This window comes from Sutcliffiella horikoshii (assembly GCF_008180725.1).
Taxonomy (GTDB): domain Bacteria; phylum Bacillota; class Bacilli; order Bacillales; family Bacillaceae_I; genus Sutcliffiella_A; species Sutcliffiella_A horikoshii_B.
Genome location: NZ_VTEV01000004.1, coordinates 45,836 through 61,298, shown reverse-complemented (window position 1 = coordinate 61,298; position 15,463 = coordinate 45,836). Strand labels below are relative to the sequence as shown.

Here is a 15,463-nt window from a genome sequence, read left to right as displayed (position 1 = left end):
GTTTACTTCCAATTGTTAATAAACCCTTGGAAAGTCTCCCTGCTTACTTTTATTTTTTTCCAACTAACTCCTCGAAGTTAATACCTAACCTAAACACCATGACCCGCTCTCCTGTCACAGTACTAATATCTGTATAAAAGCTTTTGGTTTCTTCTCCGGTAATATTTTTAATAATTTCTTTGAGACCTTCGACTCCTGACTCGACTAAATCGGATCGGGTTCTTTTTATGGATATCATTCCCTCTTTCGTACTACATATCGTTAACTCAGCGGGTGTTAGAACTCCCTTTAAATTTACAATAATCATATCGCGCAATATATCCGTTTTAACAGACACAGAGCCGCGTCCCAAATAGTCCTTTTCCCACTGAGTCAAAGCTTTGCTAATTTCTGATTCAATTGAACCTTTTGATTTCATACGTGTTCCTCCCTTACATAACCACAAAAAAAACGGTATACTTCTTAACAGTTTTCCCACGTTAAGAAATATACCGATTTATCTTGATCTCTTTCTAGTTTTGAGCCCGATAAATCTTTTTCACACAATCAATCGATTATTAATTGTGTGCTAAAGCAATCTAAAATCATCAGAAAGGATCCTAATCTGTCGGTTATTAACTTAAATAATACTTTACCTTTTATTATTTTGGATGTCAATCTCTAACTTTATATGTACTCAATCCTCATCTAATAGTGACAATACCCATTCTTTTATTTCTTTCATACGTAAATAGGCAGGCTGTGAGTTAGTTCCTGTAACAACTAAAGGGATCAAAGAGTCTTGTTTATGAAGGCCGCCATGACTCGCACCTCCAACATGAGTCGGGGAGCCTTCACCGATGAACTCATACCCTGGCTTCGCACTGACAACAATAAAATCGCCTTCATGGGAATAAAGACTACTATACAGTCTTTCGAGGGCATCGGGATAGTCCCCATAATGAATTTCATTATTCCTTTTGTTCAAATCCAGTAAATTTAAGTCTCCTTCGAGTTTCCATGATTGGTTATAGGCATCAATCAATGGTCCTCCCTTGCGGAAACGGAGTTCTCCTTCTTGTTTTCCGGCCCGAACTTCTATGTAGGAACCTTCTTTCCAAGCAATCACGTCAATTCGTTCCTCATTTTGCACGGTTTGAACGAGCTCTTCAATTGATAATTTTTGCTTATCTAATGTGTATATATAAGACATCCGTTCATTAACCGCCAACACTATTTGATTTTGAGGCTGAATTCCTTTTTTCAGCTTCATAATGTCATATTCACCTAATAGCTGCCTTAAATCTATTAGGGCTTTTTTTCGGTTGGAATCAATCCATGCCTGGCCATTATCCCCAATCGTTAACCATATATTTTGGTGGATGGCTTCTTCCCAGGTATCATATGCATTCAGCAGTTTCTGCAGATAGTGATCAACTTTTTCTATGCCTAGAATGTCCATGCGACCATGCTTGTGAACCCGCTGGTCCAGTTCGGGAAAGTAAACAATTGTAAATGCAGGTAATTGATCTGTTTTGATTAAATGGGTTAACTCCTGTGTGGTAAAAGAATTATTGAATCCAAACCTCTGCCACAGCCGTTGAAAACGGGTTGAACCACTGATGTTTTTTAACGATCCGTATGTAAATGTGGCTGGAGCAAATGTTGGACGATCTTTTTTTAAAGTTGTGAACCATGTAATTAATTTTGGCAATTTATAATAATGGGGAGAATTGCCACGATAAATAAGTGCATTTATAGAAGCAGACTTTTTACCTTTTTCCTCTATCTCCTCATGTATCGTTTTTACATCTCTGCTGATATGACTACCGTTCATGTTAAATAAAATATCTTCAAGCGACTGGCTTATACCCAGCTTCCATAGTTCACGAATATGACTGCCATAATTCACAAGTCGATTTTCCTTTTTATTGAACCATACCAATCCAGGTAGGCAATGTTCATTGCAATAGGTACCTGTTAAAATTGTTGTATCCACATTAACTGACATGGTTGGGAAAGGACTTACCACATCTGGAAAATACTTGCCCTTCTCTATCAAAAATTTCAGTGCTGGTGCTCGATCGCCTTTAATAGCCTCTTGCAAGGGTGGGTCCATTAATGTATCGATAACAAGCATAATTATTGGCTTTGATTTAGATGACACCATGTAAACCATCCTTGTTCACTTATTTTATGGGAAGCGTCTGCTCTGCAATGTCTAACTAGCATGGCCCACTTCATCAAATGACTCAGTTTTCACATTCTAAAAATGTTTCTCATAACAGCTTACTACTTTGTTATCCCATTCGCTGCTACCATAATACGTAAACCCCATGGACTCCCAAAATTCTCTAGCCTTTTTATTGTTCTTTAATACCCCTAACCTCACACATTTCCATGAGTGCTGAGAGATGATTTTCTCTTCAAAAGAAAGATAAACCTTTTTTCCGTAACCCCTGGAGTGGTAATTATGGTGAATCATTAATAAACCTATCCAGGGATGATTGTCTTTTGGATTATTTTTCAAAAAATCTATTACTCCAATGTATTCTTCTTCCCATTTAACCAAATAACTTTCGGTAAATGTATTAAGAAATTCATTGCTTACCTCTTCTATAGTCCTTGATGGATGACCATTTTCAAGAACATTATAAGATGGATTTGAATTCACAATGTCCCTGGCTATTTCTAATGATTTTAGAGTTATTAGTTCAAAAATCATTAAATTACTCTCCATTTGTTAAACCTCAATAATTATAGGTAGGATCATCGGTTTTCTTTTCATTTGGTGAAACAGATATTGACCCACTGATTTCTTCATACTTTGTTTTATTATGTTCCATTGATTTTTGTCCTCTTTTTTCAAGTCGCTAACCGTCTTCTTGATAAGACTTTTTACCTCTCTGAAGAGATTTTCTGAATCCTTTTGAAACACGAATCCTCTAGAGATGATGTCTGGGTCATGAATTAGCTTTGCTTCCCTTTTACTCATTGTTAGTACCATTATCAGCATACCGTCTTCAGAAAGTTGCTTGCGATCACGTAAGACAATATCCCCAACATCTCCGACTCCGAGGCCATCAATATAAGTATTTCCTGTTGGAATTTTGCGGGTTTGGCGGGCGAGGGAATTGGCAATGTCGACAACATCACCATTATTCATAATGAACGTGTTCCCTTGCTCTACTCCAACTGACTCTGCCAACAAGCGGTGATGGTATAGCATTCTATATTCACCATGTATTGGGATAAAATATGTTGGTTTCATCAAGGTGAGCATCAGTTTTAAATCTTCTTGGTAGCCATGGCCAGAAACATGCATTCCTGAAGAACTTCCCGTTCCATAAATTACTTTTGCTCCTAGTGAAAGTAAATTGTCTACCACACGTGTAACATTTCGTTCATTTCCAGGTATTGGACCAGCGGCAATGATAACTGTATCCTCCGGTAAGATTTCAACTCCCCGGAAGTTCCCTGTTGATAATCTGGATAGAGCAGCTAAGGGCTCTCCTTGACTTCCAGTACATAAAATAGTCACTTTTTCAGGAGCTAGTTCATCAATTTCATGTTGTTCTATCAACATACCATCTGGTACTGTTAAATATCCTCTTTCGATGGCAACATCCACTACATTCAACATACTTCGCCCAAGCAACGCGACTTTACGATGGGTTTTTTGAGCTGCATCGACCACTTGCTGGATTCTATTGATATTGGATGCGAATGTAGAAAGGATTACTTTTCGCTCTGCTTTCATAAAGGCTTCTTCAACATGCTTGCCCACCATTTGTTCCGATGGAGATAATCCAGCACGTTCTGCATTGGTACTTTCAGACAGAAGAAGAAGTACTCCTTCCCTGCCGATTTGAGCCATTTTATGAATATCAGAATGCTCATTATTTGCAGGGGTTAAATCAAATTTGAAATCACCAGTATGTACTATTTTCCCCTCAGGTGTTTGAAACACTATCCCTAAGCAATCTGGTATACTATGGTTTACCTTAAAGAATTCCACACCTATATCATCAAATCGTAAACTTGAATTAGAATCTATTTCAACAAGTTCCGTTTCCCTTAAGAGCTTATGCTCACTTAATTTCAACTCTATTAATCCCAGCGTAAAACGTGTGGAGTAAACTGGGACGTTTATTTTTTTCAAAAAGAAGGGAATCCCTCCAATATGGTCCTCATGGCCGTGTGTAACAATGAGTGCCCTTATGTTTTCTTTATGTTCAAGCAAATAAGTTATATCCGGAACAATTAAATCTATCCCTAACAGACTTTCATCCGGAAATTTATTGCCACAGTCGATAATGACTATATTGTCACCATATTCAATAGCATACATATTTTTACCGATTTCATTGAGACCGCCTAAAGCGTAGATGGATAGTACATTCTCTGTTGAACTCAAAACTTTCCCCTCCAAATTCTTATTAATACCTACTATTTCCATTGAAGTATTTATTTATTAGGGAAGGGGAGAATTGGATGGTATTACAACGTGAAAAGCGTTTATTCATAAGAGAATAAACGCAATCAACACTTACCTAAAATTGAATCTATTTTACGAACCGTATGAATCTCTTTTTTCCAATTTGTAGCACTTCATCGTTCATTAACAAGAATGTAACTTTATGTAATTCAAATTTCCTTTCTATAAAATATCAAAGTTGTATGATTATTTATTTCTTTCGTGACACTTGTTTTGACGTATCCCATCTTTTCATACAAATAACAATTACGTCCTTCTTCTAAAATGGTAGCAAGTTCCCAACTGGTTGCTTCCATAAACCTTTCCTCAACAGAGATAATAGTTTTTTGTGCTATGCCTTTGCCTTGGTATTCAGGAAGAATAAACATGGGACTTATCCAATGTGCGCTTCCTTTATTAACGACACAAATAGCACCGACAATGATGTCATCGACTACAATTTTCAAAAATTCACCATTAGTATTCTTTATTCTTGTTATAACTTTATCAATGGATTCATTTGCTGGGTTTGTATCGAAATCTCTATATTTTGCTAACAATGGCCTAAAAGCTTTTTGTTGCATGTCAAAAATTAAGGACGCATCTTCTTCAGTAGCTTTCTTTAAAACAATTTTTAAAATAATATCCACCCCCACATTAATTCTACCCTACCTAAACCATTCAAGTATCTCAATCTTTTTCTGTAAAAAAAGACGCTTCCATATATGGAATGCGCCATGTTAAAGACTTTACTCATTCAGAATTATTTTTGCTTATAATACGTAATTCCAAGTGCAAAGGCGAGCACCAGGCCTTTAACAATATCCATCGCATAATAAGGAACGGACATCATGACAAGGCCGTTTTGGAGGATTCCGATTAATACTGCACCGATAAATGTCCCGAATGCATTCGGTTTGCCTGCTCCAAGTACGGCAAAGCCTATGAATGCTGCTGCTACAGAATCCATTAAGTACGGGGTTCCAGCATTTATTTCCGCAGTCATGATCCTCGAAGCCAGTACCATTCCGCCAATTGCTGCTAATAAGGCAGAAAATAAATATGCCGCTACCTTGTATTTATTTACTGCAATACCCGAAAGCTTGGCCGCTTCTGCATTGCCACCGATGATGTACATAAATCTCCCATGCTTCGTGTAGGTGAGTAAAATATGAACCACCACCACAATCGTCAGCATGATGACGATAATCCATGGGACCTGCCCAAATTTCTGAAATAACGGACTGATGGTTCCCGTTGCAAACGTACCGTCAGACATGACCATATTTTGCGATATCGTTGAGCCTTTTGTATAGGTTAGCGCGATTCCCTGAATGATAAACATAGTCGCAAGGGTCATCAGCATATCAGGAATTTTTAATTTTACAATCATAAAAGAGTTGAAAGCCCCTACTAACAGTGCTGCTGCGATTGCTGAAAAGATCGCCACTGCTGTATTTTGTGAAAACCAGACAAACATGGAGATGACGATGGCATTGGATAGGGAAGCAACAGAACCTACTGATAAATCGAAGCCATTCACTGTTAGTGAGATGGTGATGCCGATCGCGATAATCGTAACAATTGATATAGATCTTAGGATGTTGATAACATTATTGGATTGGATGAAGGCTGGGTTCACTAGGGCAAAGACGGCAATCAAGACAAAAATGGTAATGATGGTCCCGTATTTATATAAGAAGTCGAATAATTCAAAACGGATGGCCGGTTTTGCATTCTCTTGAACTACTATGTCAGTTTTCATTACTTTGTCCCCCTGTTGAAAGATATAGAAGCTCTTGCTCGTCTGTTTCTGCGGTGGATAGTTCTTTGGTAATCTTGCCATCGTAAAGGACATACACCCTGTTAGTCAGACCGACAATCTCAGAAAGCTCAGATGATGCGTATAGGATCGCCTTACCACGTTTGGCAAGCGCGGTAATCAATTCGAAAATGTCGCGCTTTGCTCCAACATCGACTCCTTTTGTCGGCTCATCAAAGATATAGATATCCGCATCAGAGACAAGCCATTTTCCAATAGCGATTTTTTGCTGATTTCCTCCTGAAAGGGTGTGTACACTTGTGTCGGGTGATGGAGTTTTAATTTGTAAAGCTTCGATGATTTCTTGTGATTTTGTTTTTTGCGCTTTTTTATTAAGAAAATGCAGAGCCTTTGTGAATGCATGGAGGTTAGCGGAAATCAAATTAGTTTGCACAGATTCGTGGAGGATGAGACCTTCTTTTCTCCGCTCCTCTGGAACAAAGGCCAATCCGTTTTGTACCGCAACATGAGGGCTTTTTACCTTTACCGTTTCCCCTTTAATTCGGATAGTTCCAGTAGTTGTGGGTGCATCTCCGAACAGAGCCTTGCACAGCTCCGTTTTCCCCGCTCCAACAAGGCCAGCTATTCCCACCACTTCTCCTGCTTTAACGTGCAAGCTTACATCTTTCACCATACTATGGTCGCTGAGTCCTTCTACTTCTATAATGGTCGCACCAAAGGTTGGGTTGGGTACCGGAAACTGCTGCTCTAGTTTCTGACCGAGCATCCACTCTACAATCTTATCTGGTGTGAGGTTAACCACCAAGTCCCGTTTAACCACTTTACCATTTCTCATAATCGTTATTTCATCACAGATCCCCACGATTTCCGGTATACGGTGCGAAATGAAGATAATTCCTACCCCTTCCTCTTTCAATCTCTTAATTACGGAAAAGAGTTTTTCTGTCTCCCTGTTGCTGAGTGGCGCTGTTGGTTCATCCAGAATCAAAAACTTACAATCTGTTGAAATGGCTCTGGCCAGGAGGACCATTTGCTTCTCTGCCAACGTCAGCGTGTTTACAAGACGCTTGGTTAAGATGTTACTATCCATTTTTTTCAGGTGCGTTTCTGCTTTTTTATGTATCTCTCTCCAACGTATCCATTGCTTGTTTCCAGTCTTCTGAACTGTCTCTTGCAGCATAATATTCTCTGCTACCGTCAGAGTCGGAATCAAAGCCGCATCCACTTCCTGATATACGATTTGTACGCCTGCCTTTTGGGAGTCAGTTGGTTTAGAAATGGAGAGTCCCTTGCCTCCGAGTTTAATTTCCCCGCTAAAATGATCGTACGCTCCCGCCAGCACTTTCATTAACGTCGATTTCCCCGCTCCATTGGCGCCGATTAAGGCATGCACACTTCCGGGTTTTGCGGTAAATGTCACTTGGTCCAGAGCTTTCACGCCAGGAAACTCTATCGATATATCTTTCATTTCAAGTGTTATGTTGGTCATTCTGCTCCCCCCTTTTCAAAAATACAAACACTCTCTCCTGTTGAAGAGAGTGCCTGTTATTATTTTTTGTAATGCTCTTTCAACGTGTTCATCCACTCTTCTAAAAAGGCATCTGACTCTCCCCAGCCTTCTACTACCGATGAAAGGTTGCCCATGTTTACCGCTTCACTAGATTGTTGCAGCTCTTCTTGAGAAATTAATGACGCTTCAAGGTCATATGTTTGTGGCGTTTCTTCCCCGGCAAGCTTTTTCGCAAGCAAGCGAAGGTTAACAGCACCAATCAATTTCGGATCCACTGCTGCCGTGTATTTCCAAGGGCTTCCTTCTGTACTGATTTCCTGCAAGTCTGCATTGGAAACATCGATTCCGTAAATCTTGATTTCCTCTCTGCCGGCCTCTTTCAACGCACGAGCCGCTCCGACTGCGAATGCATCCCATGTAGCAAAAATAGCATCAATACTCCCTTTTGGATGCTTGTTCAACATTGCCGCAACCGCATTCTGTGTTTGAACGGAAGTATCTGCCGCTGCAACACCAAAGCGTTCCACTTCATTCAGACCAGGATTATTCTCTAACGTATCTTTATACACATTGTTGCGTCGAACCATTGGCGGGAAACCGTCCACCCACAGATACACCACATTCGCTTCCCCATTAAAATCGTTGACCAATTGATCAAGTGCCAAAGATGCCAGTTCTTCATCATTTTGAGAAGTTAGCGTCACGCCTTCAATATTGGCCAGGTCTCCGTTGGAATCAAATGTCACCACTTCCTTGCCACTGTCAATAAGCTGTTGAACGCCTTCCACCGTTGCTGCATCATCCCCATGTGAAATAATGACCCCGTCATAATCTTGGTTAACAGTCTGATTAATGGCATCGTGGAACTTTGCACTATCACCATTCGCAGTAAACACATCCACTGTAAACCCAAAGGATTCGCCTTCCTCTTTCGCGCCTGATAAAAATTGAGCTGTGTGATCATCCCCGCCAATCTTACGTATAACTTTAATTTTTTCACCTTCCCCATCAGCAAACTTCTCAGGTACATTCTCAATCGGCCCCGTCGGCTTACTGCTCGCTGCGGTGTCACCACCAGCACTACAGCCAGATAATAATAGAGTTGCTGTTGTTAATGCTACAATTCCTTTTTTAAAAATGTTTTTTTTCATTCTTCTTACTCCCCTTCTGCATAATTTGTCTTTTGTTAAATTGGGACAACATAGCTGTTGATTGGAGCACAGAGCGAAGACTCCTAAGGGAGATAGCGCTAGGTGGAGACCCCACAGGCAAAGCCGATGGGGCTCCAGCAGCGCCCCTAGGAAAGCGAAGCTCAGTGCGGAAATCAACAGCGGAGTTTATTCGAACCCAAAATAAAAAACCTCTCCAAGAAAGAGAGGTTTGAGCGCTAATTGAAAACAAAAAGACTTGTCCCTCTCTTATCTTTCAAAACATCACTGTTTTGCAGGATTTAGCACCAATTCCAAACGGAACGGTTGCTGGGCGTCATAGGGCCAGTCCCTCTGCCACTCTTGATAAGAGATCGAAATATTTAGTTTATTAAAAGAATTAAGTATTACTTTACCGCCTTAAAGGAGAGGTGTCAATGATTTTTTTATTGAATATTAAAAATTTCCGGTTGGTAGTTTAAAGTGTAGTGCACTTCGCCTTTATAGGGTCGATGAGGACCTCTCCTTTCTCTTTCTCACCAAACCGAAGTCTTCATAAGGGCGATGAAGACCTCTCTCCTCCCTTTTTCTCCAAACTGACGTCTTCATAAAGGCGATGAGGACCGGTCTTATTAAACTTTATCTAATTATAGGTTCTCATTACTTCTACACCTAAGAAGTTCCTTACCTTCTCCCAGAACAAGAAGAAAAAGCCCCACCAGAAAGGCGAGACTTCTCCATCAAATAGATTTACTTCGCTAGCACGTATACACGAGTTTCATAAGGCTTCAATGTCCATTTAGACTCTGCTTCATGTGCAGCAACCTCATAGTTTTGAAGACGAAGGTCAGTTGAAGCTACCTCAAGGTCTTCAAGCTCTACCGTTACTTCTTCTTCGCTCAAGTTACATAGTACAACTGCCACTTTGTTATCAAGTGTTCGTGTGTAACCGTAAACTTGTGTGTCATCTTCAAGAATCAGGTTGTATTCTCCGTATACAAATACTTCCTCTTCTTTACGGATTTTGATCATGTCGCGATAGAAGCTTAATACGGAATTCGGGTCATTCCATTGCTTTTCCACATTGATGGTTTTGTAGTTTTCATTTACGCCCATCCATGGAGTACCAGTGGTGAATCCTCCGTTTGGCTCATCGTTCCATTGCATTGGAGTACGGGAGTTGTCACGGCCTTTAGCCCAGATGATCTCCATCACTTTTTGAGCATGCTCTTCGCCTTTAGCACTTTCAATATCGTAAAGGTTTTTCATGCCAACATCATCATAATCGTTAATGCTGTCGAACTTCACATTCGTCATACCAAGTTCTTGACCTTGGTAGATAAAAGGTGTTCCTTGCATTAAGAAGTACAGTGCACCAAGAGATTTCGCACTTTCTACTAGGTACTCTTTATCATTACCCCATGTCGAAACCGAACGAGCCTGGTCATGGTTTTCAAGGAATAATGCATTCCAGCCGTTTCCTTCCAACCCTTTTTGCCATTTCGTTAATGTTTTCTTTAGTTGAAGAAGGTCTACGCCGCCTTCTGTTCCTTTTTCCCAAAGACCAAGGTGTTCAAATTGGAAAATCATGTTGAACTTTCCGTTTTCTTCGCCAACCCACTCATCTGCTTGGTTCAGCTTCACACCATTTGCTTCCCCGACAGTCATGATGTCGTAACGCGCAAACGTTTGCTCTTTCAATTCCTCAAGATGCTTTTGAATTCCTTCCACATTCATCATGTAGTCAAAAGATGGAACATAATCTAAACCTTTTGGGTTCGGCAAGTCTGGGAATCCAGGTTCTTTTTTAATATGAGAAATTGCATCCACACGGAAACCGTCAATCCCTTTGTCCAACCACCAGTTAATCATATCGTACAATGCAAAGCGAACATCTTTGTTTTCCCAATTCAAGTCAGGCTGTTCTGTTGCAAAGATGTGCATGTAATACTGGCCAGTCTTCTCATCCAACTTCCAAGCGGGACCATTGAAAATACTTTCCCAGTTGTTCGGCTCTTTGCCTTCTTTTCCATCTTTCCAAATGTACCAATCGCGTTTTGGATTGTCCTTAGTAGATGCAGATTCAATAAACCACTCGTGCTGATCAGAAGTGTGATTAATTACTAAATCAATGATAAGCTTCATATCGCGGTTATGCACTTCTTCTAGTAACTCATCAAAATCTGCCATGTTACCGAAGTCTTCCATGATATCTTGGTAATCACTAATATCATACCCGTTATCTACATTCGGAGACTTATACATTGGACAGATCCAAATAACATCTATACCCATATCTTTTAAATAATCTAGTTTAGAAATAACTCCTCTTAAATCACCAATACCATCACCATTGGAATCCATGAAACTTCTAGGATATACCTGATAGGCAACTGCTTCTTTCCACCATATCTTTTTCAATCTTGATACACTCCCTTATTAACTACACTCACTATGATAACGGTTGCATGATTGCGTAACCGTTTGCACAAATCTACAAAAAAAATATCACTTGGAATAATTCCACTACTTTACTATACCATCTTTTTCACTAATTTCAACTTAATTTCTGATTTTGTTTTATTCATGAAATGATGGTAGCTGGTAACAATAAGGGGTAGGAATATTTTAGGAGGATTTTATCATGAAATATTTATTGGTTTGCCTTTTGGCTGTATCTGTTGTTTTCGCACCTTTGTCTAGCTTTTCTGCAGCAACGGAACAACCAAAAGTTGCTTTTACAAGATACCATTCCTTATGGCTGTTTGATGGTACGAAAGAAGTCCCATTGCACGAAAACATTGATGTAGGAAAATTCAGTTGGTCAAATGACGGAAAATGGCTTGTATATGAAGCAAAACAGGTGGATCTGCAATCAGATTCTGAGGAATATGACATCTGGTTATATAATACGGAAACCATGAGTTCCAGCAAACTAAAAATTGCCGGGCATGACCCACAGTGGAATCCCGTTGACCGAACATTTGCCTTTCTGACAGGCTCCATTCTCTGTGTTGTGGAACTCACATCCGGAACGCCTATTATTCATCAGCTTACAGGTGGAGTATCTAGTTTCACTTGGGATGCGGAAGGTGTCAACTTACTTGCATCTGCCAGCGCCGCTTTATTTCCTGATGGATGGAGCCACCCAAGACTTTACGAAGTTCATTGGGGCGTAGAAAAAGAAGCCCACGAAATGGATGTAAAAGTAACACCGCTTCACACGATTTCGTCCCCTCTTAAATACGAGGACACTTCTATTTTAGCAGTAGATGTAGAGGATTTTTCTTGGTCTCATGACGGAAAAAGCTTAGCGATGGTGGTTACGCCTACAGCTTCGTGGTCAGCTGACAGCAATATGCTGAGTGTATATGTAAAAGAGAACAAGCTATTTATACCGCTAGGAGAAATGTTACTTGATTCCAACTGGATAAAGTGGGCGCCCACTAAACCTCTTCTTGCCTCAATTCAGGGCGGCGGCAGGATGACTAGTGGTGTTGTAAATAATAAAGTCCTGACAACAAGCACCATTATCCCAAATTATAAAAAGGCACATACACCAAAAGGGTTTGCAGATGTAGATTTTGACTGGCTGGATGATGAGAATATTGTAGTGGCTCGCGGTAGAGAGACCAATGAGAACTCTGAGAAATTTGTCTCTTCTTTATATTTGGTAGGCCTGAAGGAAAAAGAGGCAGTTAAGATTCTGGAAACGCCAGATGGTTATTCTGATGGAGAGCCTGTGGTTTTGGGAGAAGCTTCATCATTGGCTTGGGTTCGCGAAGATGCGGACGGCAGGAGGCATATTTGGATGAGTAAGGTTGATGGATCTGACGGTAGAATGGTTGTGGAGAATGTGTTTGAGGTGGTTTGGTATGGGAATTGAGTTAGGGTATTAATCTATTGGCCTGTTTAAGTGGAGGTTGTTGGGGTTGTTGGGGTTCGGGGGTTGAGAGGGCTTCTCTCTTACCGTTTTCATGGATTTGGTTGTTGTTCGGGCTTTGAGACAGTCAAGTCCATATTAATGTGTAAAAATAGTTACAACGAGATCTAATGATTTATTCTCTATGACGACCGGTCCTCTGCTTTTTCACCCTCACCGGTCATCATACACTTCCTATGACGACGGCTCCTCTGCTTTTTCACCTTCACCGGTCGTCATACACTTCCTATGAAGACGGCTCCTCTGCTTTTTCACTCTTTCCGGCCATCATTGAGACGCCTTCTCTGTTACGGTTTCCCTCTTTCCCACTGAGCTTCGGGCCTTGAGATGGCTTTTCTCTTACCATTTTCATCAATATGTTTCTTGTACGGGCTTATAGATTCCTTTTATTCCCTTTTATTGGACAGTTCACCAGGAATTTGCTGGTGTTCGGGTTTATAGATCCCTTCTATTGGACAGTTCACCATCATTTCACTGGTGTTCGGGCTTATAGATCCCTTCTATTGGACAGTTCATCATCATTTCACTGGTGTTCGGGCTTATAGAACCCTTCTATTGGACAGTTCACCATCATTTCACTGGTGTTCGGGCTTATAGATCCCTTCTATTGGACAGTTCACCATCATTTCACTGGTGTTCGGGCTTATAGAACCCTTCTATTGGACAGTTCACCATCATTTCACTGGTGTTCGGGCTTATAGATCCCTTCTATTGGACAATTCACCATCATTTCACTGGTATTCGGGCTTATAGATCCTTTCTATTGGACAATTCAACATCATTTCACTGATGTTCGGGCTCATAGAATCCTTATATTGGAATGCAACACCACACAAAAAATCCAAAGACAACAACAAAAAGGAGAAGCTCCCCTACCAACACGGGAGCTTCTCCTTTCTTAATTAAACTAAGCTCTTGAAACGTAAGAAGAATCAGTCGTATTGATAATCAATACGTCTCCTTCGTTTACGAAGAACGGTACGTTAACTGTTACACCAGTTTCCATAACTGCTGGCTTGGATCCGCCGGAAGCTGTGTCGCCTTTGATTCCTGGCTCTGTTTCCGCTACTTTTAGTTCTACTGTATTTGGAAGCTCGACTCCAAGTGTCTCGCTTTGGTACATCATGATGGCAACTTCCATGTTTTCTTTTAAGAATTTCAATTCGTATTCGATTTGAGCAGATGGAAGCTCCAACTGGTCATAGGACTCGTTGTCCATGAATACGTGCATGTCGCCGTTTGCATAAAGGTATTGCATTTTGCGGTTGTCGATCTGTGCTTTTGCTACTTTTTCGCCAGCACGGAATGTTTTTTCTTGAATAGCACCATTACGTAGGTTACGTAATTTAGAACGTACGAATGCTGCTCCTTTTCCTGGTTTAACGTGTTGGAAATCCATTACACGCCAAATGCCGTTGTCTACTTCAATTGTTAAACCTGTACGAAAATCGTTTACTGAAATCATTTATAAGTTCCTCCTAAAGCTATGTAAAATAATGCCCTACACGTATTGTATCCTTGAGTGCTTTACTCTAGTCTACAACACGGTAGATACATTTTTACAGTATAATTAGTTCTTTTGTAGAGAAGGAAAGTGTTTCGTTACCCGTTTCTGTAACGATTGTATCGTCTTCGATACGCACTCCGCCTAGTCCAGCAACATAAATACCAGGTTCTACTGTTACAATCATTCCCGGTTCTAAAACTGTGTCTGACTTCACAGACAGAGATGGACCTTCATGCACTTCCATTCCAAGTCCATGACCCGTAGAATGTCCAAAGTACTCTCCATATCCTTTTTCCGTAATGTAATCACGTGTCAATGCATCTGCTTCACGGCCGGTAATGCCTGCCTTGATGCCTCTCATGCCTCGTAACTGTGCTTCCAATACAGTTTCATAGATCGTTTTAAGCTCATCGCTTGGCTCTCCAACAGCAAGTGTTCTTGTAATATCAGAGTTGTAGCCTTTATAGTAAGCTCCAAAATCAAGCGTTACAAACTCACCTTTTTCAATCACTTTATCTGAAGCGACGCCATGAGGCAGAGCGGAGCGGTAACCTGAAGCAACGATAATATCAAAGGATGACGAAACAGCGCCTTGTTTTCTCATGAAGAATTCTAACTCGTTGGAAACATCCAATTCTGTTAGTCCTGGCTTGATGTATGTAAGAATATGTTCAAAAGCTGCGTCAGCAATCTGTGTAGCTTCCTTTAATATCTTAATCTCTTGTTCACTCTTAATCAAGCGTAACTTTTCAATTAGGCCAGAAACAGGGACAAGATCCGCTGTAATCGTTGTTTTGTAGTTTAAATAGGTGGAAAAAGTGACATGGTCTTGTTCGAAGCCAAGTTTTGCTACTCCAAGGTCTTTGACAACATTTGCGATTTCCTCTACCAATCCGCCTTTGTGCTGGACGATGTCAAAACCTTCACATTGTTTGGCAGCTTGTTCGGTGTAACGGAAGTCTGTGATGAATACAGCTTTGTTTTCTGTTACCACTGCCACACCTGCTGAGCCGGTAAAACCTGTGATGTATTGGCGGTTCTTCCCGCTTGTAATTAGTAATGCATCAATTCCTGAAGCTTGAAAGCTCTCTCTAAGTTTTGTTAATTTTGTCATCT

12 protein-coding genes and 1 riboswitch are annotated in these 15,463 nt (G+C 40.5%); of the genes, 1 reads left to right on the top strand and 11 read right to left on the bottom strand.

Annotated features, from left to right (window positions below; all coding sequences use genetic code 11):
• Nucleotides 1-49 precede the first annotated feature (49 nt).
• The 9 genes from FZC76_RS10200 to FZC76_RS10160 all read right to left on the bottom strand — a co-directional run bounded on the left by FZC76_RS10200 (nt 50) and on the right by FZC76_RS10160 (nt 11,318).
• Complete coding sequence (locus FZC76_RS10200; protein ID WP_148988096.1) at nt 50-418, bottom strand: DUF2294 domain-containing protein; 369 nt, start codon at nt 416-418, stop codon at nt 50-52.
• Nucleotides 419-676: 258 nt separating this feature from the next.
• Nucleotides 677-2,149 carry an alkaline phosphatase family protein gene (locus FZC76_RS10195; protein ID WP_148988095.1) on the bottom strand — a complete coding sequence of 491 codons (1,473 nt, stop codon included), beginning with the start codon at nt 2,147-2,149 and terminating at the stop codon, nt 677-679.
• A 96-nt stretch (nt 2,150-2,245) separates the two neighbouring features.
• Complete coding sequence (locus tag FZC76_RS10190) at nt 2,246-2,704, bottom strand: GNAT family N-acetyltransferase (protein ID WP_187442030.1); 459 nt, start codon at nt 2,702-2,704, stop codon at nt 2,246-2,248.
• Between the two features lie 18 nt (nt 2,705-2,722).
• Complete coding sequence (locus tag FZC76_RS10185) at nt 2,723-4,396, bottom strand: ribonuclease J (RefSeq protein ID WP_187442029.1); 1,674 nt, start codon at nt 4,394-4,396, stop codon at nt 2,723-2,725.
• A 230-nt stretch (nt 4,397-4,626) separates the two neighbouring features.
• Nucleotides 4,627-5,040 carry a GNAT family N-acetyltransferase gene (locus tag FZC76_RS10180; protein WP_148988460.1) on the bottom strand — a complete coding sequence of 138 codons (414 nt, stop codon included), beginning with the start codon at nt 5,038-5,040 and terminating at the stop codon, nt 4,627-4,629.
• 179 nt (nt 5,041-5,219) lie between these two features.
• Entirely contained in the window at nt 5,220-6,221 is a 1,002-nt protein-coding gene (locus tag FZC76_RS10175) for an ABC transporter permease (protein WP_148988092.1), read from the bottom strand.
• Entirely contained in the window at nt 6,211-7,728 is a 1,518-nt protein-coding gene (locus FZC76_RS10170; protein ID WP_148988091.1) for a sugar ABC transporter ATP-binding protein, read from the bottom strand. Before FZC76_RS10170 ends, FZC76_RS10175 begins: the two co-directional genes overlap by 11 nt.
• 59 nt (nt 7,729-7,787) lie before the next feature.
• Entirely contained in the window at nt 7,788-8,900 is a 1,113-nt protein-coding gene (locus FZC76_RS10165) for a sugar ABC transporter substrate-binding protein (protein WP_148988090.1), read from the bottom strand.
• A gap of 264 nt (nt 8,901-9,164) precedes the next feature.
• Nucleotides 9,165-9,270, bottom strand: a riboswitch (SAM riboswitch).
• 377 nt (nt 9,271-9,647) lie between these two features.
• Nucleotides 9,648-11,318, bottom strand: coding sequence for a glycoside hydrolase family 13 protein (locus FZC76_RS10160; RefSeq protein ID WP_148988089.1), 1,671 nt, complete (start codon nt 11,316-11,318; stop codon nt 9,648-9,650).
• Between the two features lie 223 nt (nt 11,319-11,541).
• Here FZC76_RS10160 and FZC76_RS10155 point away from each other — a divergent pair, with 223 nt between their 5' ends.
• On the top strand, nt 11,542-12,783 hold the full coding sequence (locus FZC76_RS10155) for a TolB-like translocation protein (protein ID WP_148988088.1): 1,242 nt from the start codon (nt 11,542-11,544) through the stop codon (nt 12,781-12,783).
• A 964-nt stretch (nt 12,784-13,747) separates the two neighbouring features.
• On the opposite strand, the gene efp is transcribed toward FZC76_RS10155, so the two are convergent.
• Together efp and FZC76_RS10145 are read right to left on the bottom strand one after the other, a co-directional pair.
• Complete coding sequence (gene efp, locus FZC76_RS10150; protein WP_060664926.1) at nt 13,748-14,305, bottom strand: elongation factor P; 558 nt, start codon at nt 14,303-14,305, stop codon at nt 13,748-13,750.
• A gap of 94 nt (nt 14,306-14,399) precedes the next feature.
• A complete protein-coding gene (locus FZC76_RS10145; RefSeq protein ID WP_148988087.1) occupies nt 14,400-15,461 on the bottom strand; it encodes a M24 family metallopeptidase in 1,062 nt (353 codons plus the stop codon).
• Nucleotides 15,462-15,463: the final 2 nt, after the last annotated feature.

What these genes read in the sequence shown, in the direction of transcription:
- FZC76_RS10180 (WP_148988460.1), bottom strand. Translation starts at nt 5,040, where the DNA reads ATGCAACAAAAAGCTTTTAGGCCATTGTTAGCAAAATATAGAGATTTC.
- FZC76_RS10195 (WP_148988095.1), bottom strand. Translation starts at nt 2,149, where the DNA reads ATGGTGTCATCTAAATCAAAGCCAATAATTATGCTTGTTATCGATACA.
- FZC76_RS10170 (WP_148988091.1), bottom strand. Translation starts at nt 7,728, where the DNA reads ATGACCAACATAACACTTGAAATGAAAGATATATCGATAGAGTTTCCT.
- FZC76_RS10200 (WP_148988096.1), bottom strand. Translation starts at nt 418, where the DNA reads ATGAAATCAAAAGGTTCAATTGAATCAGAAATTAGCAAAGCTTTGACT.
- FZC76_RS10155 (WP_148988088.1), top strand. Translation starts at nt 11,542, where the DNA reads ATGAAATATTTATTGGTTTGCCTTTTGGCTGTATCTGTTGTTTTCGCA.
- efp (WP_060664926.1), bottom strand. Translation starts at nt 14,305, where the DNA reads ATGATTTCAGTAAACGATTTTCGTACAGGTTTAACAATTGAAGTAGAC.
- FZC76_RS10190 (WP_187442030.1), bottom strand. Translation starts at nt 2,704, where the DNA reads ATGATTTTTGAACTAATAACTCTAAAATCATTAGAAATAGCCAGGGAC.
- FZC76_RS10145 (WP_148988087.1), bottom strand. Translation starts at nt 15,461, where the DNA reads ATGACAAAATTAACAAAACTTAGAGAGAGCTTTCAAGCTTCAGGAATT.
- FZC76_RS10175 (WP_148988092.1), bottom strand. Translation starts at nt 6,221, where the DNA reads ATGAAAACTGACATAGTAGTTCAAGAGAATGCAAAACCGGCCATCCGT.
- FZC76_RS10165 (WP_148988090.1), bottom strand. Translation starts at nt 8,900, where the DNA reads ATGAAAAAAAACATTTTTAAAAAAGGAATTGTAGCATTAACAACAGCA.